This is a genomic window from Pseudomonas sp. microsymbiont 2 (assembly GCF_054788395.1).
On record NZ_CM139112.1, the window covers coordinates 3,621,104 to 3,638,162 of the forward strand.

Annotated in this window: 18 protein-coding genes, 1 tRNA gene and 2 pseudogenes; 3 read left to right on the forward strand and 18 right to left on the reverse strand. The window is 62.9% G+C overall.

All coding sequences use genetic code 11. The features are described 5' to 3' along the window. Positions 1 to 18: 18 nt before the first annotated feature. The 11 genes and pseudogenes from ACYUME_RS16185 to thrS all read right to left on the reverse strand — a co-directional run. A pseudogene (locus ACYUME_RS16185) lies at positions 19 to 686 on the reverse strand (ArsB/NhaD family transporter); the annotation flags it as partial. A 29-nt stretch (positions 687 to 715) separates the two neighbouring features. After that, positions 716 to 1,008 (reverse strand): annotated as a pseudogene (locus tag ACYUME_RS16190) (metalloregulator ArsR/SmtB family transcription factor). Positions 1,009 to 1,503: 495 nt separating this feature from the next. Further along, a tRNA-Pro gene (locus tag ACYUME_RS16195) sits at positions 1,504 to 1,580 on the reverse strand. A 99-nt stretch (positions 1,581 to 1,679) separates the two neighbouring features. Then, positions 1,680 to 2,036 (reverse strand): MerR family transcriptional regulator, encoded by a 357-nt coding sequence (locus ACYUME_RS16200; protein WP_011533210.1) that lies wholly within the window; start codon positions 2,034 to 2,036, stop codon positions 1,680 to 1,682. Further along, positions 2,017 to 2,319 (reverse strand): integration host factor subunit alpha, encoded by a 303-nt coding sequence (ihfA, locus tag ACYUME_RS16205; RefSeq protein ID WP_009394049.1) that lies wholly within the window; start codon positions 2,317 to 2,319, stop codon positions 2,017 to 2,019. The genes ACYUME_RS16200 and ihfA overlap by 20 nt, the downstream gene beginning before the upstream one ends. A 4-nt stretch (positions 2,320 to 2,323) precedes the next feature. Beyond that, positions 2,324 to 4,705 carry a phenylalanine--tRNA ligase subunit beta gene (gene pheT / locus ACYUME_RS16210; protein ID WP_460415750.1) on the reverse strand — a complete coding sequence of 794 codons (2,382 nt, stop codon included), beginning with the start codon at positions 4,703 to 4,705 and terminating at the stop codon, positions 2,324 to 2,326. A 33-nt stretch (positions 4,706 to 4,738) separates the two neighbouring features. Further along, the gene (gene pheS / locus ACYUME_RS16215) at positions 4,739 to 5,755 is read right to left on the reverse strand and encodes a phenylalanine--tRNA ligase subunit alpha (RefSeq protein ID WP_460415752.1); all 1,017 of its coding nucleotides are present in this window, start codon (positions 5,753 to 5,755) and stop codon (positions 4,739 to 4,741) included. A 111-nt stretch (positions 5,756 to 5,866) separates the two neighbouring features. Next, positions 5,867 to 6,223 carry a 50S ribosomal protein L20 gene (gene rplT, locus ACYUME_RS16220; RefSeq protein WP_003250671.1) on the reverse strand — a complete coding sequence of 119 codons (357 nt, stop codon included), beginning with the start codon at positions 6,221 to 6,223 and terminating at the stop codon, positions 5,867 to 5,869. Positions 6,224 to 6,251: 28 nt separating this feature from the next. Then, a complete protein-coding gene (gene rpmI / locus ACYUME_RS16225) occupies positions 6,252 to 6,446 on the reverse strand; it encodes a 50S ribosomal protein L35 (RefSeq protein WP_003250667.1) in 195 nt (64 codons plus the stop codon). Positions 6,447 to 6,507: 61 nt separating this feature from the next. Further along, positions 6,508 to 7,059 (reverse strand): translation initiation factor IF-3, encoded by a 552-nt coding sequence (gene infC, locus ACYUME_RS16230; RefSeq protein WP_011533207.1) that lies wholly within the window; start codon positions 7,057 to 7,059, stop codon positions 6,508 to 6,510. Further along, on the reverse strand, positions 7,059 to 8,981 hold the full coding sequence (gene thrS, locus ACYUME_RS16235; protein ID WP_186600445.1) for a threonine--tRNA ligase: 1,923 nt from the start codon (positions 8,979 to 8,981) through the stop codon (positions 7,059 to 7,061). The genes infC and thrS overlap by 1 nt, the downstream gene beginning before the upstream one ends. 338 nt (positions 8,982 to 9,319) lie before the next feature. On the opposite strand from thrS, the gene ACYUME_RS16240 reads away from it, so the two are divergent. Together ACYUME_RS16240 and ACYUME_RS16245 are read left to right on the forward strand one after the other, a co-directional pair. Then, a complete protein-coding gene (locus tag ACYUME_RS16240) occupies positions 9,320 to 9,622 on the forward strand; it encodes a hypothetical protein (protein ID WP_279884759.1) in 303 nt (100 codons plus the stop codon). A 162-nt stretch (positions 9,623 to 9,784) separates the two neighbouring features. Continuing rightward, positions 9,785 to 9,997, forward strand: coding sequence for a cold-shock protein (locus tag ACYUME_RS16245; protein ID WP_194790438.1), 213 nt, complete (start codon positions 9,785 to 9,787; stop codon positions 9,995 to 9,997). 211 nt (positions 9,998 to 10,208) lie between these two features. Here ACYUME_RS16245 and ACYUME_RS16250 read toward each other — a convergent pair whose 3' ends face one another. Further along, positions 10,209 to 10,529 carry an I78 family peptidase inhibitor gene (locus ACYUME_RS16250; RefSeq protein WP_460415755.1) on the reverse strand — a complete coding sequence of 107 codons (321 nt, stop codon included), beginning with the start codon at positions 10,527 to 10,529 and terminating at the stop codon, positions 10,209 to 10,211. A gap of 287 nt (positions 10,530 to 10,816) precedes the next feature. Between ACYUME_RS16250 and ACYUME_RS16255 the strand changes: the two genes are divergently transcribed. Then, on the forward strand, positions 10,817 to 11,029 hold the full coding sequence (locus ACYUME_RS16255) for a hypothetical protein (protein WP_050705226.1): 213 nt from the start codon (positions 10,817 to 10,819) through the stop codon (positions 11,027 to 11,029). Here ACYUME_RS16255 and ACYUME_RS16260 read toward each other — a convergent pair. The 6 genes from ACYUME_RS16260 to ACYUME_RS16285 form a co-directional block, all read right to left on the reverse strand. Beyond that, complete coding sequence (locus tag ACYUME_RS16260; protein ID WP_460415756.1) at positions 11,001 to 12,011, reverse strand: nucleoside hydrolase; 1,011 nt, start codon at positions 12,009 to 12,011, stop codon at positions 11,001 to 11,003. The genes ACYUME_RS16255 and ACYUME_RS16260 overlap by 29 nt on opposite strands. Before the next feature lie 138 nt (positions 12,012 to 12,149). Beyond that, entirely contained in the window at positions 12,150 to 12,554 is a 405-nt protein-coding gene (rbsD, locus tag ACYUME_RS16265) for a D-ribose pyranase (RefSeq protein WP_279884768.1), read from the reverse strand. Next, the gene (gene rbsK, locus ACYUME_RS16270) at positions 12,551 to 13,459 is read right to left on the reverse strand and encodes a ribokinase (RefSeq protein ID WP_279884769.1); all 909 of its coding nucleotides are present in this window, start codon (positions 13,457 to 13,459) and stop codon (positions 12,551 to 12,553) included. Before rbsK ends, rbsD begins: the two co-directional genes overlap by 4 nt. A gap of 9 nt (positions 13,460 to 13,468) precedes the next feature. Continuing rightward, positions 13,469 to 14,494, reverse strand: coding sequence for a LacI family DNA-binding transcriptional regulator (locus ACYUME_RS16275; protein ID WP_279884770.1), 1,026 nt, complete (start codon positions 14,492 to 14,494; stop codon positions 13,469 to 13,471). A 4-nt stretch (positions 14,495 to 14,498) separates the two neighbouring features. Then, positions 14,499 to 15,491 carry an ABC transporter permease gene (locus tag ACYUME_RS16280; protein WP_279884772.1) on the reverse strand — a complete coding sequence of 331 codons (993 nt, stop codon included), beginning with the start codon at positions 15,489 to 15,491 and terminating at the stop codon, positions 14,499 to 14,501. After that, positions 15,488 to 17,041, reverse strand: coding sequence for a sugar ABC transporter ATP-binding protein (locus ACYUME_RS16285; protein ID WP_460419378.1), 1,554 nt, complete (start codon positions 17,039 to 17,041; stop codon positions 15,488 to 15,490). The genes ACYUME_RS16280 and ACYUME_RS16285 overlap by 4 nt, the downstream gene beginning before the upstream one ends. Positions 17,042 to 17,059 lie beyond the last annotated feature (18 nt).

Consider the following 17,059-nt stretch of genomic DNA (forward strand, 5'->3'; position numbering starts at 1 on the left):
ACCTGGTCGACCACTTACCGTTGAGCGACTTCTGGAAGCGCTTCGTGCCTTCAGTTGGTCGAATTCATAAGTACGCGGCAGGTGCTTGGGGAAGAACCACAGCAGCATTCACAGGGTGGCGGCGATGCTGGCCAGACTCACCGGCACCATGACCGAGGCGTACTCGCTGAATCCAATGCCAAAGTAGTCGGCGGAAACCATGTTCACCAGGTTGGACACCACTAGCGGCAAGCTCGCGGTATCGGCGATGAAGCCCGCCGCCATGACGAATGCCAGCGTCGCTGCCGGGGAGAAGCGCAGGGCCAGCAGTATGGCGATGACGATCGGGGTCAGGATTAGTGCCGCACCGTCGTTAGCAAACACCACCGAGACGCCGGCGCCCAGCAGGATGATAAAGGCAAACAGATAGCGGCTGCTGCCATCGCCCCAGCGGGCCACGTGCAATGCCGACCACTCGAAGAACCCCGCCTCATCCAGCAGCAGGCTGATGATGATGACGCCGATGAAAATGGCGGTAGCGTTCCAGACGATCTGCCAGACCACGGGGATATCGGAAAGGCTCACAAAAACCCGCCAGCAGCGCCACGACGCCCCCCCAGTGCGGCGCTCCAGCCCACGCCCAGGCCTTTGGGCTGCCAGATGGCGAGAACGATCGTCACCAGGAAAATCAAAAATGCGATTAGCATGACTACAACTCAATCAGCGAAGGGAAGTCTCAAGCACAAGCAACAGGGTTCTGCGGCCGCCCGCCCATTTCGGCAAGGCGCAACGCATCGGGGCTCAACCATTCCTGGTTGGCATCGACTACTCCCTTGAGCATCGCGTCCACTCATTGCGGCAGTTCGGGATGCAGTCGGTAGTACACCCATTGACCCTTGCGGCGATCTATCAGGAATCCAGCCTCGCTCAACAGGGCCAGATGCCGGGAGATCTTCGGCTGGCTCAGCTCCGGCCGTGGGTAAGTTCGCAGACACAGAGTTCGCCTTCATGGGCGGTCAGCAGGGTCATCCGGGAGACAGATCCCAAGCCCCAAAGGCAATTTCCAGTTCGGAGGAGTTCAACAGCCTCTGCCCGACGTCTGCGGTCTACATGGTGAAGGGGCTTGGCGACATGAACTCGGAGTCACTACAGGTAACTCGCTTCCACGGACGTCAGTGAGTTCGTTTTCAGGTGTCCTATGAATGAGTCCTGCGGCCTCGAAAGATGTCGAACTGAATCGACATCGGTTTCGTAGACACCTCGAACGGCTGCAAAGGGTCGAAAGCAGCCATCCAATATTTACCATTTGCAAATCAGTTGGGTGCGAGAATCTGACCATCAATTCATAGACGTAAACGGCTCTGAACAACCCTCAGTCACGGATTTCGATGTACTAAGCAGCCCACGAAATCTAATCAACATCTCGGTGGCGCAAAAAGTGGGGGGAAATTTCTATCAGCGGCAAAAATCGAAGACATAAAAAAATCCAGTCACCGCTAAGTGACTGGATTCTTTGGAGTATTTTGGTCGGGACGGAGTGATTCGAACACTCGCCCCCTTGCACCCCATGCAAGTGCGCTACCGGGCTGCGCTACGCCCCGACATCATTCTCGATCCCGCTGAGAACGTTGAAGAATTTAACCTAACCTTTTGAATAATGGAAGCTTTTTTTCAAAAATTTCCACTCGTCGCCAACCAGGTCACTTCTTCAACACCACCAACACATCCTCCAACTCCGCAATCATCTGCCGAATCAGCTGCTTGTACTGGCTGGACTCATCCTTGACCTCATCACTGGAGAGCCGTAACCGCGCCCCGCCAATGGTAAAGCCCTGGTCATACAGCAAAGCGCGGATCTGGCGGATCATCAGCACGTCCTGGCGCTGATAATACCGCCGGTTGCCACGGCGCTTCACCGGGTTGAGCTGCGGAAATTCCTGCTCCCAGTAGCGCAGCACGTGCGGTTTTACCGCACAGAGCTCGCTGACTTCACCGATGGTGAAGTAGCGTTTGCCCGGGATGGGGGGCAGCTCGTCGTTATGGCTTGGTTCCAGCATAGGCCTCTACCCGGGCTTTCAGCTTCTGCCCTGGACGAAAGGTGACGACGCGGCGCGCGGTGATCGGGATCTCTTCCCCTGTTTTAGGGTTGCGGCCCGGCCGCTGGCGTTTGTCGCGAAGGTCGAAGTTGCCGAAACCGGACAACTTGACCTGCTCGTTGTCTTCAAGCGCGTGCCGAATTTCTTCGAAAAACAGCTCGACCAGCTCCTTGGCCTCACGCTTGTTAAGCCCCAGCTCCTCGTACAGCCTTTCGGCCATCTCAGCTTTCGTCAGAGCACCCATGCCGTTATTTCCTTAACGTGGTGTTCAACCTTTGTTCAAGCGAGGTGAGGATGGTTTGCAGGGTTTCATTCACCTCATCGTCGTTAAGAGTGCGCGATGGATGTTGCCAGGTCAAGCCGACGGCCAGGCTTTTTCTATCAGGATCAATGCCTTTACCCTGGTAGACGTCAAACAGCCTGAGGTCTGTGAGCCATTCGCCTGCATTGTCACGAATTACTTCAAGCACCGAGCTAGAAGCTACATCACGACCTGCGATCAAGGCCAGGTCACGGCGGGTTTCCGGGAACTTGGACAGCTCGCTGAACTTCGGCAGGCGGCCTTCCACTACATCACCGAGCACCAGCTCGAAGACGAACACCGGACGGTCGAGGCCGAGGGTCTTGGCCAGCTCCGGGTGGATGGCGCCGAGGTAGCCGACTTCCTTGCCGTCGCGCTCGATGCGGGCGGTCTGGCCTGGGTGCAGAGCTGGGTGCTTGCCGGCGACGAAGCTGAAGTCGCTCAGGGCGCCCGAGTAGCCCAGCAGGGCTTCCACGTCGGCTTTGACGTCGAAGAAGTCGATGCCGTCGCGACCGTTCGCCCAGCCTTCGGGCTGGCGGCTGCCGGTGACGACGCCGGCGATCATCGGCTGCTGCTTGAGGTCACCGAGCTGGCCGACGAAGCGCAGACCGCTTTCGAACAGGCGCACGCGGTCTTGCTGGCGGTTGAGGTTGTGCTGCATCGCCTTGACCAGGCCCGGCCACAGCGAGGCGCGCATGGCGGCCATGTCGCTGGAGATGGGGTTGGCCAGCAGCAGCGGCTCGACGCCTGGGGTGAACAGCTCGAACAGTTTCGGGTCGATGAAGCTGTAGGTGATGGCTTCCTGGTAGCCACGGGCGACCAGCAGGCGACGCAGGTTCGGCAGCTCGCCGCGGGTTTCCGGGCGGGCTTGCGGGGCCAGGCGGGCCTGCGGGTAGCGCACCGGCAGGTTGTTGTAGCCGTACAGGCGGGCCAGCTCTTCGATCAGGTCGACTTCCAGGCTGACGTCGAAGCGGTGGCTTGGGACGGTGACAGTCCACTGCCCTGCCCCATTGGCGCTGGTGTTCAGCTCCAAGGCGTTGAGCAACTGCTCGACCTGGGCGGCGTCCATTTCCATGCCGAGCATCTGGGTGATGCGTTCGGCGCGCAGGGTGATCGGCGCGATGTTCGGCAGGTGCTGCTCGCTCACGGTCTCGACGATCGGACCGGCTTCGCCGCCGACGATCTCCAGCACCAGGGCGGTGGCGCGCTCCATGGCTTCACGGGCCAGTTGCGAGTCCACACCGCGCTCGTAGCGGTGCGAGGCGTCGGTGTGCAGGCCGTAGGAACGGGCCTTGCCAGCGACGGAGATCGGCTCGAAGAAGGCGCTCTCGAGGAACAGGTCGCGGGTCTTCTCGGTGTTGACGCCGCTGTGCTCGCCACCCATCACGCCGGCAATGGCCAGGGCGCGGGTGTGGTCGGCGATCACCAGGGTGTCGGCGCGCAGGGCGACTTCCTGGCCGTCCAGCAGGACCAGCTTCTCGCCCTCCTCGGCCATGCGTACGCGGATGCCGCCGTTGATTTCGGCGAGGTCGAAGGCGTGCATCGGCTGGCCGAGTTCGAGCATCACGTAGTTGGTGATGTCGACGGCGGCGTCGATGCTGCGCACGTCGCTGCGGCGCAGGCGTTCGACCATCCACAGCGGGGTCGGCTTGCTCAGGTCGACGTTGCGGATCACGCGGCCCAGGTAGCGTGGGCAGGCGGCCGGGGCGCTGACTTCGACCGGGCGCACTTCGTCGTGGGCAGCCGGTACGGCTGGCACCACCGGGCGGGTGACCGGCACGTCGTACAGGGCGCTGACGTCACGGGCAAGGCCGGCCAGGGACAGGCAGTCGCCGCGGTTCGGGGTCAGGCCGATCTCGATGCTGGCGTCGTCCAGGTTCAGGTACTTGCGAATGTCTTCGCCAACCGGGGCGTCAGCCGCCAGTTCCAGCAGGCCGTCGTTCTCTTCGCTGATCTGCAGCTCGGAAGCCGAGCAGAGCATGCCGAACGACTCGACGCCGCGCAGCTTGGCCTTCTTGATCTTGAAGTCGCCCGGCAGTTCGGCGCCGATCATGGCGAACGGGATCTTGATGCCTGGGCGGGCATTCGGGGCGCCGCAGACCACCTGGAAGGTTTCCGCGCCGTTGCTCACCTGGCACACGCGCAGCTTGTCGGCGTCCGGGTGTTGTTCGGTGGTGAGGATCTCGCCCACCACGATGCCGCTGAACTGGCCGGCAGCGGGGGTCACGCTGTCGACTTCGAGGCCGGCCATGGACAGGCGGGCGACCAGTTCGTCACGGGAGACTTGCGGGTTTACCCAACCGCGCAGCCACTGTTCACTGAATTTCATGCTGTTCTCCTAGAAAGTGCGTCGGGCATTGACCTAGCGGAATTGCGCGAGGAAGCGCAGGTCGTTGTCGAAGAACAGACGCAAATCGTTGACGCCATAGCGCAGCATGGCCAGGCGCTCGGCGCCCATGCCGAAGGCGAAGCCCTGGAACTCTTCCGGGTCGATGCCGGACATGCGCAGCACGTTCGGGTGGACCATGCCGCAACCCATCACTTCCAGCCAGCCGGTTTGCTTGCAGACGCGGCAGCCCTTGCCGGAACACATCACGCACTGGATGTCGACTTCGGCGGAAGGCTCGGTGAAGGGGAAGAACGACGGGCGGAAGCGCACGGCCAGTTCTTTCTCGAAGAACACCCGCAGGAACTCTTCGATGGTGCCCTTGAGGTCGGCGAAGTTGATGCCACGGTCGATCAGCAGGCCTTCGACCTGGTGGAACATCGGCGAGTGGGTGATATCCGAGTCGCAACGGTACACACGGCCTGGGCAGACGATGCGGATCGGCGGCAGGGTGCTTTCCATGGTGCGGACCTGTACCGGCGAGGTGTGGGTGCGCAGCAGCATGTTGGCGTTGAAATAGAAGGTGTCGTGCATCGCCCGGGCCGGGTGGTGGCCGGGGATGTTGAGCGCTTCGAAGTTGTGGTAGTCGTCTTCGACCTCGGGGCCTTCGGCAATGCCGTAGCCGATGTGGGTGAAGAACTGCTCGATGCGCTCGAGAGTACGGGTGATCGGGTGCAGCCCGCCGGTGGTCTGGCCACGGCCTGGCAGGGTGACGTCGATGCATTCGGCGGCCAGGCGAGCGTTGAGCTCAGCCTCTTCAAAGCCGGCCTTGCGTGCGTTGAGCACGTCGGTGACGCGTTCCTTGGCGTCGTTGATCAGCGCGCCAACCTTGGGGCGCTCTTCGGCTGGCAGGTTGCCCAGGGTCTTCATCACCTGGGTCAGCTCGCCTTTCTTGCCGAGGAATTGAACCCGGATCTGTTCCAGGGCAGTGATGTCTTCAGCGCGTTCCACGGCCTCGAGGGCTTGGGCGACCAGCGCGTCCAGGTTTTCCATGTACAGACTCCAGATACGAAAATAGGGGAAGAGCTTTTGAAGGCTCTTCCCCTATCCGATGACGTTTTACACCCGACGGCGCAGGCGCCGCCGGATGATTGTCGTGGGTACTTAAGCCAGTACGGCTTTAGCCTTCTCGACAATCGCAGCAAACGCCGCTTTTTCGTTCACTGCCAGATCGGCCAGAACCTTACGGTCGATTTCGATCGACGCCTTTTTCAGGCCAGCAATCAGACGGCTGTACGACAGACCGTTGGTGCGGGCACCGGCGTTGATACGAGCGATCCACAGTGCGCGGAACTGACGCTTCTTCTGGCGACGGTCGCGGTAGGCGTATTGGCCTGCCTTGATGACCGCCTGCTTGGCAACGCGGAATACGCGCGAGCGTGCACCGTAGTAGCCTTTAGCCAGTTTCAGAATTTTCTTGTGACGCTTACGAGCGATGACGCCACGCTTTACACGAGCCATGAGTAACTTCCTCTATCTTTGACCGAAATTAACGTACGCGCAGCATGCGCTCGACTTTTGCAACGTCAGACGGGTGCAGCAGGCTGGCACCGCGCAGTTGACGCTTACGCTTGGTCGACATTTTGGTCAGGATGTGGCTTTTGAAAGCGTGCTTGTGCTTGAAGCCGGAAGCAGTTTTCAGGAAACGCTTCGCAGCACCGCTCTTGGTTTTCATCTTTGGCATGTTGGAACTCCGCATTCGATAAAATTACACAATAATCATCAGGCCTGCCGTGCCCGGGAGATTACTTCTTCTTTTTGGGGGCGATGACCATCATAAGCTGGCGTCCTTCCATCTTCGGATGCTGCTCAACGGTGCCGTATTCGGCGAGGTCGGTTTCGACCCGCTTCAACAGCTCCATGCCCAGCTCCTGGTGGGCCATCTCACGGCCGCGGAATCTCAGAGAGATCTTGGCCTTGTCCCCATCACTAAGGAAACGTACCAGGTTGCGTAGTTTTACCTGGTAATCCCCTTCTTCCGTCCCTGGACGAAACTTGATTTCTTTGATCTGGATCTGCTTCTGGTTCTTCTTGGCTTCGTTGGCCTGCTTCTTCTTCTCGAAGAGGTGCTTGCCGTAGTCCATCACCTTGCAGACGGGCGGTTGCGCGTCTGCAGAGATTTCCACCAGATCCAGCTTCGCTTCATCAGCGATACGCAGCGCTTCATCAATCGAGACGATGCCAATCTGCTCGCCGTCAGCACCAATTAACCGAACCTCGCGTGCCGAGATATTCTCGTTGATCGGGGCTTTCGGTGCAGTTCGTTTATCGTTTCTCATTTCACGCTTAATAGTCATTACTCCGATTCTTGGCGACCACGCCGGGAAACCGCTTGCGACAGCAGCTCAGCGAACTGCGCGACGGGCATCGAGCCCAGGTCAGCGCCTTCGCGGGTGCGCACAGCGACGGTTTGCGTTTCGACTTCGCGATCCCCTATAACCAAAAGGTAAGGGACCCGCAGCAACGTATGCTCGCGGATTTTAAAGCCGATCTTCTCATTTCTCAAGTCCGACTTGGCACGGAATCCGCTTCCATTCAGGGCTTTTTCCACCTCGAGGGCGAAATCGGCCTGCTTGTCGGTGATGTTCATGATCACGGCTTGGGTCGGCGCGAGCCAGGCTGGGAACACGCCGGCGTAGTGCTCGATGAGCATGCCGATGAAGCGTTCGAACGAGCCGAGGATGGCGCGGTGCAGCATCACCGGGCGCACGCGGCTGTTGTCTTCGGCGATGTAGCTGGCGTCCAGGCGCTCCGGCAGGTTCGGGTCGTACTGCAGGGTGCCGCACTGCCAGTTACGGCCGAGGCAGTCGCGCAGGGTGAACTCGATCTTCGGACCGTAGAACGCGCCCTCGCCCGGCTGGTATTCCCACTCCAGGCCCGATTCGTTCAGGGCGTCGGCCAGCGCGCCTTCGGCGCGGTCCCACAGCTCTTCGGAGCCCACGCGCTTGGCTGGGCGGGTCGAGAGCTTCATGGCGACGTCGGTGAAGCCAAAGTCCTTGTACACGTCCAGGGTCAGCTTGATGAAGTCGGCGGCTTCTTTCTTCACCTGGTCTTCGGTGCAGAAGATGTGCGCGTCGTCTTGTACAAAGCCACGCACGCGCATGATGCCGTGCAGGGCGCCGGACGGCTCGTTACGGTGGCAGGCACCGAACTCGGCCAGGCGCAGCGGCAGGTCGCGGTACGATTTGAGGCCCTGGTTGAACACCTGCACGTGGCACGGGCAGTTCATCGGTTTTACCGCGTAGTCGCGGTTTTCCGACGAAGTGGTGAACATGTTCTCGGCGTAGTTGGACCAGTGGCCGGAACGCTCCCAGAGGATGCGGTCGACGACCTGCGGGGTCTTGATTTCCTGGTAGCCGTTTTCACGCTGGACCTGGCGCATGTACTGCTCGAGCACCTGGTACACGGTCCAGCCGTTGGCGTGCCAGAACACCATGCCCGGCGCTTCTTCCTGCAGGTGGAACAGGTCGAGCTGCTTGCCGATCTTGCGGTGATCGCGTTTTTCGGCTTCTTCGATGCGCTGGATGTAGGCGGCCAGCTGCTTCTTGTCGGCCCAGGCGGTGCCGTATACGCGCTGCAGCTGCTCGTTCTTGGCATCGCCGCGCCAGTAGGCGCCGCTCAGCTTGGTCAGCTTGAATGCCTTGAGGAAACGAGTATTCGGCACGTGCGGGCCACGGCACATGTCGACGTATTCTTCGTGGTAGTACAGGCCCATGGCCTGTTCATCCGGCATGTCCTCGACCAGGCGCAGCTTGTAGTCTTCGCCACGCTGGGTGAACACGTCGATGACTTCGGCGCGCGGGGTCATCTTCTTGACGACGTCGTAGTCCGTGTCGATCAGCTGCTGCATGCGCTTTTCGATGGCGGCGAGGTCGTCCGGGGTGAAGGGACGCTCGTAGGCGATGTCGTAGTAGAAGCCTTCATCGATCACCGGGCCGATCACCATCTTGGCGGTCGGGTACAGCTGCTTCACCGCGTGGCCGATCAGGTGGGCGCACGAGTGACGGATGATCTCCAGTCCCTCTTCATCTTTGGGGGTGATGATCTGCAGGGTGGCGTCGTGGTCGATCTTGTCGCAGGCATCGACGAGCTTGCCGTCGACCTTGCCGGCCAGGGTGGCCTTGGCCAGGCCAGCACCAATGGATGCGGCGACTTCGGCTACGGATACCGGCTGGTCGAACGTGCGTTGACTGCCATCGGGAAGAGTAATAACGGGCATGGCGCCTCCTCTCCTAGTGGTGACCCCTACCAAAGGTCACGTGGGTTGGGATGAGCCAGTACAAGATCCGCCCTGCCTTTCCCGCGGGAAAGCCTGCCTCACAGTGGCAGAGACCTTTCGGCCTGCCAGGGTCGAACCAGAGTGACTGGAAGGTAATAAAGAAGCTGCAAGCCACAAGTGGCGAGCTGCAAGCCGAGCATGCTAGCACGCAGGTTACGCTGAAACGCAGAATTATTTGGAAATTACGACACCAGGCTGAACTTGTACGGAAAATTTCCTATCAGACTTTCTGAAGCAACCTACTCTTGATGAGACCTTTACCCAAGGAGTGTTCGGTTATGCGACTTCAGTCCCTTCTGGCTGCCTGCGCCGCAAGCGCCCTGCTGCTGCCGCTGGCTGCCAATGCAGGCAATTTCCCCGCCGGTAAGGAAGCGCACTACATGACCCAGTGCCAACAGGTGGCGAGCGGCCAGGGCGTGGACGCGGCAACGGCGAAGAAGCACTGCGAGTGTGGCGCCCAAGCCATCAAGAAGAATTTCAGCGACAAGGAGATCGAAGACCTCGACAGCCAGGACGGCGTTGACGCCAAGCTGATGCAGAAGGCCCAGCAGGTGGTACAGGCCACCTGCAAGCCGAAATAAACAGGGTTATCTGGCCATTGCACGCATCTTTTGCGCTGGATCAACATCCTGCGAAGGTAAAAGGCGCTAGATGTGCAGAAATGGACTATGATGTTGCCGGTGCTACTGCAGCCTCGGCGCATCGCACCTCGAAAAAAAATCATGTTTCTGGAGATTCACCTCATGTCCAATCGCCAAAACGGCACCGTCAAATGGTTCAATGATGAAAAAGGCTACGGCTTCATCACCCCAGCAGGCGGCGGCGACGACCTGTTCGTACACTTCAAGGCCATCGAATCCGACGGCTTCAAGAGCCTGAAAGAAGGCCAGGCTGTTTCCTTCGTTGCCGAGAAAGGCCAGAAGGGCATGCAGGCTGCACAGGTTCGTCCGGAGTAATTTTCGGATAGCTGTAAAAAAACCCGCCACTTGTGGCGGGTTTTTTATTGGCTTTCAGGACAACGCTGCACCTCTGTAGGAGCGGCCTTGCGTCGCGATAGGGCCGCAAAGCGGCCCCGGCGATCTGTGTTGTGGCGACGAACTTGGGGCCGCTGCGCGCCCCTATCGCGACACAAGGCCGCTCCTACAGGGGGCCAATTCCGAGCTTGGATCAGCCGCAGTTGACGCGGGTGACTACACCCTTGTCGTCGACATTCAGGTTCAACCGCTCGGAGCGGTATTCCAGGGTGATCACATCGTGGGGCGTGAGGATGCGCGCCATCTGTGAACCACTGGCCTTGCGCGCCTGCTCCAGCAGCGCAGGCGAAGCCGGCTTGCCGATGGTGAAGTCGGCGCCACTGGCTTCGCAGCGACCGTCATTGCCGGCCGGGGCCACCGGGGCACTGCTGCCGCCCGAGGAGCCACCTGTGCTGCAACCTGCCAGAACGGAAGCCACCAGCAAGGTCGCCAGGGAAGCGCGGGTACGGAACATGAATCCTCCTAAATAAATCCGGGAACTGCCTGATGCGACAATTCCTCCAGGCATTTGTTGCAAAACCGCACGATTCTGCCTGACTCGACCACGTGACGCGAAAGGCAATCGTGACCGGATTTTGCACCGAACCGTCGGTTCGGCCAACCGCGCCCCTTATGCTTAAGTCGCAGGTCCCGTCATGCAAAGGCATGATTTACTGCAAGAAGCGGAGCGCGGAACGCCTCCCCTTCGAACGCCAGGACGCGGTATTCGACCTATCACCCAGGCCCAGCGAGAACCGCCCCATGAGCAGCCACAGCATCGACGCCGATATCAAGGTCAAGTGGGACGAGGGCCAGAGCGCCTACAGTCCGAGCACGCCCGAGGAACTGATGCTGATCGCCGTCGACCTGCTGGTGCGCGACCGCGGCGGTGAAGCGGCGCGCAGCTTCATCGAGCAGGTGCTCGAGCGCCACGCGCCGCACGAGGCTATTTCAATCGAGCCAGGCGGGCGCTGAGCAGGTCGAAGAAGCCCTGGGCGTCGCCCTCCTCGATCCACATCACGTTGGCCGGCTGCTTGAGCACGCCGTACCAGTCGGCGATGGTCTGCCCAAAGGTCGGGCCTTCACGACTGTCGACCACCATGTGCACCTGACGGCCCTTGAACAGCTCGGGCTTGAGCAGGTAGGCGATCACGCTGGCGTCGTGCACCGGGCCGCCGGGCATGCCGTAGTTGTCCATGTCGAACTTGATGTAGGCGTTGAGGATGTCCACCACCAGCTTGCTGGCGTGGTTGTTCACTGCGGCCAGTTGCTTGAGGCGGGCGTCGCTGGTGAGCACCTTGTGGGTCACGTCCAGGGGCAGGTAGGTCAGCTTGACGCCGCTGGCCAGCACCACTTCGGCGGCATGGGGGTCGGCGAACAGGTTGAACTCGGCGGCCGGGGTGATGTTGCCGCCGTTGAAGTGGGCGCCGCCCATCACCACCACTTCCTTGATGCCGTTGACGATCTCGGGCTTCTGGATCAGCGCCAGGGCCAGGTTGGTCTGCGGGCCGAGCATGGCCACGGTGATGCTGTGGGGTTCGGCGGCGCTCAGGGTGTCGATCAGGTACTGCACGGCGTTGCCCTTGGCCAGGGGCTTTTTCGGCTCATGGACCTTAACGCCGGTCAGGCCTTCCTCGCCGTGGACGTTGGCGGCGTAGATCGGCGTGCGCACCATTGGCCGCCCTGCCCCAGCGTACACCGGGATCTCTTCGCGGCCCGCCCATTCACGGGCCAGGCGGGCGTTGCGCGAGGTCTTTTCCAGGCGCACGTTGCCGGCCACGGTGGTGATGGCGCGGATCTTCAGCTCTTCGGGCGAAGCCATGGCCAGCAGCAGGGCCACCACGTCGTCGGCGCCGGGGTCGGTGTCGATGATCAGGTCGCGGGGCGCAGCCATGACGGAAGTGGCGGCTAGCGCGGACATGAGGACGGCTCCTTGGAGCAGGGATTTGAGGGACATTCAGCACTCCTTGTTGCTAGGGTAGTGGATTAAGGTAGGGCACCCTGTGGGAGCAGGTTTACCCGCGAATACGATGGTGGAGCTACCGACGCATTCGCGGGAAAACCCGCTCCCACAGGGCATTGGCCAGACATCACGTCAGAAGGTAACGCCAGCCACCAGGGCAATATTGCTATAGGGTTTGCACTCCCCCGTACGCACCACGGCCCGGGCCTGGCGACACAGGGTCTTGAACTCGGCATGGCTCAGCACCTGGCGCTGGCCCAGCTCGCCGCCGGCATGCAGCCGCTCGACCTCGACCAACCCCGGCGGCAAAGCCTGGAACACTTCCTCGGCCAGCACATGCCGCTCCACCTGCATCTCGCTCAACACCACGCGCAGCACGCTGGCGAAATCCGGGATGCCCGGCGTCAGCGCCAGGTCGATCAGCTCCACGCCCGACGGCACCGGTAAACCGGCATCGCCGATCACCAGGATGTCGCCATGCCCCAGCCCGGCGATGGTCCGCGACAGGGCAATATTCAACAGCGGCGTCTTCTTCATGGCGCCAATTCCTTCAGGTACGGGATCGACGGCTGCGCGCCGACACGGGTCACCGACAACGCGGCGGCACGCTGCCCGAAACCGATTGACTCGGCTTCCGACAAACCGCGCGCCAGGCCTGCGGCAAAACCACCGACAAAGGTGTCGCCCGCCGCCGTAGTGTCCACCGGCTGCACCCGTGGCGCCGGAAAATGCCGAGCCCCGGCCGCATCGACCAGCAATGCGCCCTCAGCGCCCAGGGTGACGATTACCTTGCCCGCACCCAACTGACGCAGACGCTCGGCAGCCCGGCGCGCACTGTCCTGGTCGTCGACCTGCACGCCGGCCAGGGCCTCGGCCTCGCTCTCGTTGGGGATCAGGTAGTCGATATAGGCGTACCACTCCGCCGGCAGTGGCCCGCTGGCCGGCGCCGGGTTGAGGATCACGGTCTTGCCCAGCTCGCGGCCTCGGGCCAGGGTCCAGGCCACGGTGGCGGTGGGCACCTCGAGCTGGCAGATGATCACCTCGGCCCCCTGCAACAGGTGGTCGAAACGGCTCACCGACTCGGGCCCGAGCAGGCCGTTGCCGCCAGGAATGACGACGATGGCGTTCTGGCTGGCGGCGTCCACCACGATCAGCGCCACGCCGCTGGACACACCCTCGCACACACTTACGCTCTGGCAATCGACGCCTTCGGTTTGCAGGGCCTGGCGCAACTGCTGGCCATAGGCGTCGTCACCGACATTGCCGACCATCGCCACGCTGGCGCCCAGCCGGGCCACGGCCACGGCCTGGTTCGCGCCCTTGCCGCCGGGCGCAGTGAAGAAACTGTCGCCGGCCAGGGTCTCGCCGCCCCGGGGCAGGCGCTGAGCGCGAGCGACCAGGTCCATGTTGAGGCTGCCGACCACTACCACCTTGGCATCCATGGGCATTCCTTAACGGTAATCGTTGAACAGGTCCGGGCGTGGCCCGGTGGATTCACGCAAAACGATGCGCGGGGCGACGATGCGCTGCTCGGCGGCGCCGTCGCGCCGGGGCGTGACGATGCGCGACAGCAACAGGCCGGCGGCGCTCTCGCCCAGCTCGCGGATCGACTGGCCGACGGTGGTCAGCGCCGGGTACACGTAGCGACTCAGCTCGATGTCGTCGAAGCCGATCACCGACAGCTCACCGGGCACGTCGATATTGCGTTCGGCGGCGGCGCGCAACACGCCGAAGCCGATCATGTCGTTGCCGGCGAAGATCGCTGTGGGCCGCTCACCGTCGAGCAGGCGCGCCGCGGCGGCATGCCCGCCGGGGCTGGTGAAGTCGCTGTGCAGCACATGACCAGGGGCGACGCGCACGCCGGCCTCGGCCATCGCCCGACGGAAACCGGCCAGGCGCAGTTGGCTGACACCGGTGTCCACCGGGCCGCCGATGGTGGCGATCTCGCGGTGCCCCAGTTCCAGCAGGTGGCGAGTGGCCAGGTAGGCGCCCTGCTCATGGTCGATGCGCACCAGATCGGCCTCGACGCCGTCCAGGGCACGGTCGACGATGACCATCGGCGTGCGCACGCCGCTGAGGCTGTCGAGCAGGTCCTGGTCCTCGCCCACCGAGGCGACGATCAGCCCGTCGATGCGTTTCTCCAGCAGCACCCGCAGGTAGCTGCGCTGCTTCTGCGGGTTGTCGTCGGAGTTGCACAGGATCACGCAGTAGCCGTTGCGCTCGCAGGCGTCCTCGATGCCCCGGGCCAGCTCGGCGAAGTACGGGTTGACGCTGTTGGGCACCAGCAGGCCGATGGTGGCGGTGCTGCGCGCCTTGAGCGAGCGCGCCACGGCGCTGGGCACGTAGTCGAGCTCGGCGATCGCCGCCTCGACCTTAAGGCGCACGTGCTCGCTGACCGGGCGGGTCTTGTTCAGTACATGGGACACGGTGGTGTAGGAAATCCCCGCCAGTGCCGCGACGTCTTTGATGGTTGCCATGGTTTCAGTTCCGCCGGTTCGCGCGCCGGCTGCGGTAAGTGTCGAGGACCACGGCGATGACGATGACCGCCCCGGTGATGATGCGTTTGGTCGGCTCCGAGGCGCCGATCTGGGCCAGGCCCGCGGCCAGTACCGAAATGATCAGCACGCCGAAGAAGGTGCTGATGACCGAGCCGCGTCCACCCATCAGGCTGGTGCCGCCGATTACCACGGCGGCGATCACCTGCAGCTCGAGGCCGGAGCCGGCGTTGGGGTCGGCGGCTTCCAGACGGGAGATCTGGAACAGCGCGGCGAGGCCGGCGAGCACGCCCATCAGGGCGAACACCAGGATCTTGTACGGGCGCGGGTCGATGCCGGCCAGGCGCACGGCCTCTTCGTTGGTGCCGATGCCGATCAGGTAACGGCCAAACACGGTGCGGGTCAGCACCAGCTGGGCGGCGACGATCACCAGCAAGGCGATGATGAAGGCCGGCGAGATGCCGAAGGCGATGGGGTTGGAGAACCAGGCGAAGGCGTCGCCGATGTAGGCGGTACGCGAGTCGGTGAACTGATAGGCCAGGCCCCGGGCCATCTCCAGCACACCCAGCGAGACGATGAACGAGGGGATGCGCCAGGCCACGGTGATGCTGCCGGTGACAGTGCCGGCCAGCGCCGCCACGGCCATGCCCAGCAGCGCGGCGGGCAGCACACTCCAGCCCCAGCCGAGGATCGCCACGCTGACCGTCGAGGCGGCCAGGGCCAGCACCGAGCCCACCGACAGGTCGATGCCGCCGATGATCAGGATGAAGGTCATGCCCACCGCCAGCACCATGAGGTCGGGGATCTGGTTGGCCAGGGTGCTGAAGGTGGCATAGGACAGGAAGTGGCTGCTCAGCATCGAGAACAGCACGATCATCGCCAGCAAGGCGCCGGCCAGGCCCAGGTAGGTGCCCAGGCCGAAATAGGTGCCGCTGCGGCGCACGGGCGCGGCGCCCGAGGTGTTTGTTGTGGTTTTCATGCGTCCATCCTGGGGGCTGCGTCGTGCAGCAGGGCATCACGTTTCTGGTAGCCGGCAAAGGCGGCGGCAAGCAGCTGGTCCTGGGTCCAATGACCACGGTCGAAGGTGTCGATCAGGCGGCCGGCGCTGAGCACGGCGATGCGGTCGCAGATCAGCATCAGCTCGCGCAGGTCGCTGGACACCACGACAATGGCCTTGCCCTGGCGGGCAAGCTCGGCGAGCAGGCCATAGATGTCGAACTTGGCGCCGACGTCGATGCCACGGGTCGGCTCGTCGAACAGCAGCACCTGGCAGTCGCGCTCCAGCCAGCGGCCGATCACCACCTTCTGCTGGTTGCCGCCGGACAGCTCGCCCACGGCCTGGGCGGGGCTGGCGCTGCGGATGCGCATGGCGCCGATCTGGCGTTCGGCCAGCGCGCGCTCGGCGTCGCGATCGAGCACCCCGGCGCGGGACACGGCGCCGAGGTTGCCCAGGGCGATATTGGCGCTGATCGACTGGCTCAGCAGCAGGCCTTCGCCCTTGCGGTCCTCGGTGATCAGGGCGATGCCGGCCTTGACCGCGGCCTTGGGCGAATCGATGGTCACCGGCACCGGCGGCTGGCCGAGGGCGACCTGGCCGCTGTCGGCGCGGTCGGCGCCGTAGATCAGGCGCAGCAGCTCGGTGCGCCCGGCGCCGATCAGGCCGGAGATACCGAAGATCTCCCCTGCCCTGACCTCGAACGACACTTCGCGCACCTTGTCGCCACGGCAGAGCCTGTCGACCTTGAGCAGCGGCGCGCCAATGCTGCGCTGGCCGAGGTCGATATGCTCGCCCAGCTCGCGGCCGACCATCAGGTTGACCAGTTGCTCGCTGTTGTAGCGTTGGATCGGCTCGGCGCACACCAGCTTGCCGTCGCGCAGCACGGCGATGCGCTGGGCCACGCGCTGCAGTTCTTCGAGGCGGTGGGAGATATAGACGATGGCCACGCCGCGCTGGCGCAGGCGCTCGATCTGGGTGAACAGCAGTTCCACCTCGCGGGCGGTGAGCATGGCCGTGGGTTCGTCGAAGATCAGCACATGGCAGTCGCCGATCAGGTTGCGGGCGATCTCGACCATCTGCTGGTGGCCAATGCCCAGCTCGCCCACCAGGGTATCCGGGTCGATGGCGTCCAGGCCGACCTGAGCCATGGCCGCGCTGGCCAATTGGCGCAGGCGCTTCTGACTGACCCAGCCGAAGCGGCTGGGCAGGTTGTCGAGGAACAGGTTCTCGGCCACGGTCAGAGTGGGCAGCAGGTTGAGCTCCTGCATCACCATGCGCACGCCGAGGCGCTCGGCCTCGGCACGGTTGCCGGGGCTGTAGGGCTGGCCGCGATAGAGCATCTGCCCAGTGGTGGGGATCTCCAGGCCGCTGATCAGCTTGGACAGGGTCGACTTGCCCGCGCCGTTCTCGCCGGTCAGGGCCAGCACCTCGCCGCCGCGCAGCTCGAGGGTGACGTCGCCGAGCACGGGCTGGGCGTAGGTCTTGCCCAGGCCGCTGACGGCTAGCACGGTTTCAGTGGCCGGTACTGACATGGCCATCGTTCTCCTAGA

Coding starts and splice junctions, on each gene's coding strand:
- ACYUME_RS16200 (WP_011533210.1), bottom strand. CDS start 2,036: ATGCTGGAACCAAGCCATAACGACGAGCTGCCCCCCATCCCGGGCAAA.
- ihfA (WP_009394049.1), bottom strand. CDS start 2,319: ATGGGTGCTCTGACGAAAGCTGAGATGGCCGAAAGGCTGTACGAGGAG.
- pheT (WP_460415750.1), bottom strand. CDS start 4,705: ATGAAATTCAGTGAACAGTGGCTGCGCGGTTGGGTAAACCCGCAAGTC.
- pheS (WP_460415752.1), bottom strand. CDS start 5,755: ATGGAAAACCTGGACGCGCTGGTCGCCCAAGCCCTCGAGGCCGTGGAA.
- rplT (WP_003250671.1), bottom strand. CDS start 6,223: ATGGCTCGTGTAAAGCGTGGCGTCATCGCTCGTAAGCGTCACAAGAAA.
- rpmI (WP_003250667.1), bottom strand. CDS start 6,446: ATGCCAAAGATGAAAACCAAGAGCGGTGCTGCGAAGCGTTTCCTGAAA.
- infC (WP_011533207.1), bottom strand. CDS start 7,059: ATGACTATTAAGCGTGAAATGAGAAACGATAAACGAACTGCACCGAAA.
- thrS (WP_186600445.1), bottom strand. CDS start 8,981: ATGCCCGTTATTACTCTTCCCGATGGCAGTCAACGCACGTTCGACCAG.
- ACYUME_RS16240 (WP_279884759.1), top strand. CDS start 9,320: ATGCGACTTCAGTCCCTTCTGGCTGCCTGCGCCGCAAGCGCCCTGCTG.
- ACYUME_RS16245 (WP_194790438.1), top strand. CDS start 9,785: ATGTCCAATCGCCAAAACGGCACCGTCAAATGGTTCAATGATGAAAAA.
- ACYUME_RS16250 (WP_460415755.1), bottom strand. CDS start 10,529: ATGTTCCGTACCCGCGCTTCCCTGGCGACCTTGCTGGTGGCTTCCGTT.
- ACYUME_RS16255 (WP_050705226.1), top strand. CDS start 10,817: ATGAGCAGCCACAGCATCGACGCCGATATCAAGGTCAAGTGGGACGAG.
- ACYUME_RS16260 (WP_460415756.1), bottom strand. CDS start 12,011: ATGTCCCTCAAATCCCTGCTCCAAGGAGCCGTCCTCATGTCCGCGCTA.
- rbsD (WP_279884768.1), bottom strand. CDS start 12,554: ATGAAGAAGACGCCGCTGTTGAATATTGCCCTGTCGCGGACCATCGCC.
- rbsK (WP_279884769.1), bottom strand. CDS start 13,459: ATGGATGCCAAGGTGGTAGTGGTCGGCAGCCTCAACATGGACCTGGTC.
- ACYUME_RS16275 (WP_279884770.1), bottom strand. CDS start 14,494: ATGGCAACCATCAAAGACGTCGCGGCACTGGCGGGGATTTCCTACACC.
- ACYUME_RS16280 (WP_279884772.1), bottom strand. CDS start 15,491: ATGAAAACCACAACAAACACCTCGGGCGCCGCGCCCGTGCGCCGCAGC.
- ACYUME_RS16285 (WP_460419378.1), bottom strand. CDS start 17,041: ATGTCAGTACCGGCCACTGAAACCGTGCTAGCCGTCAGCGGCCTGGGC.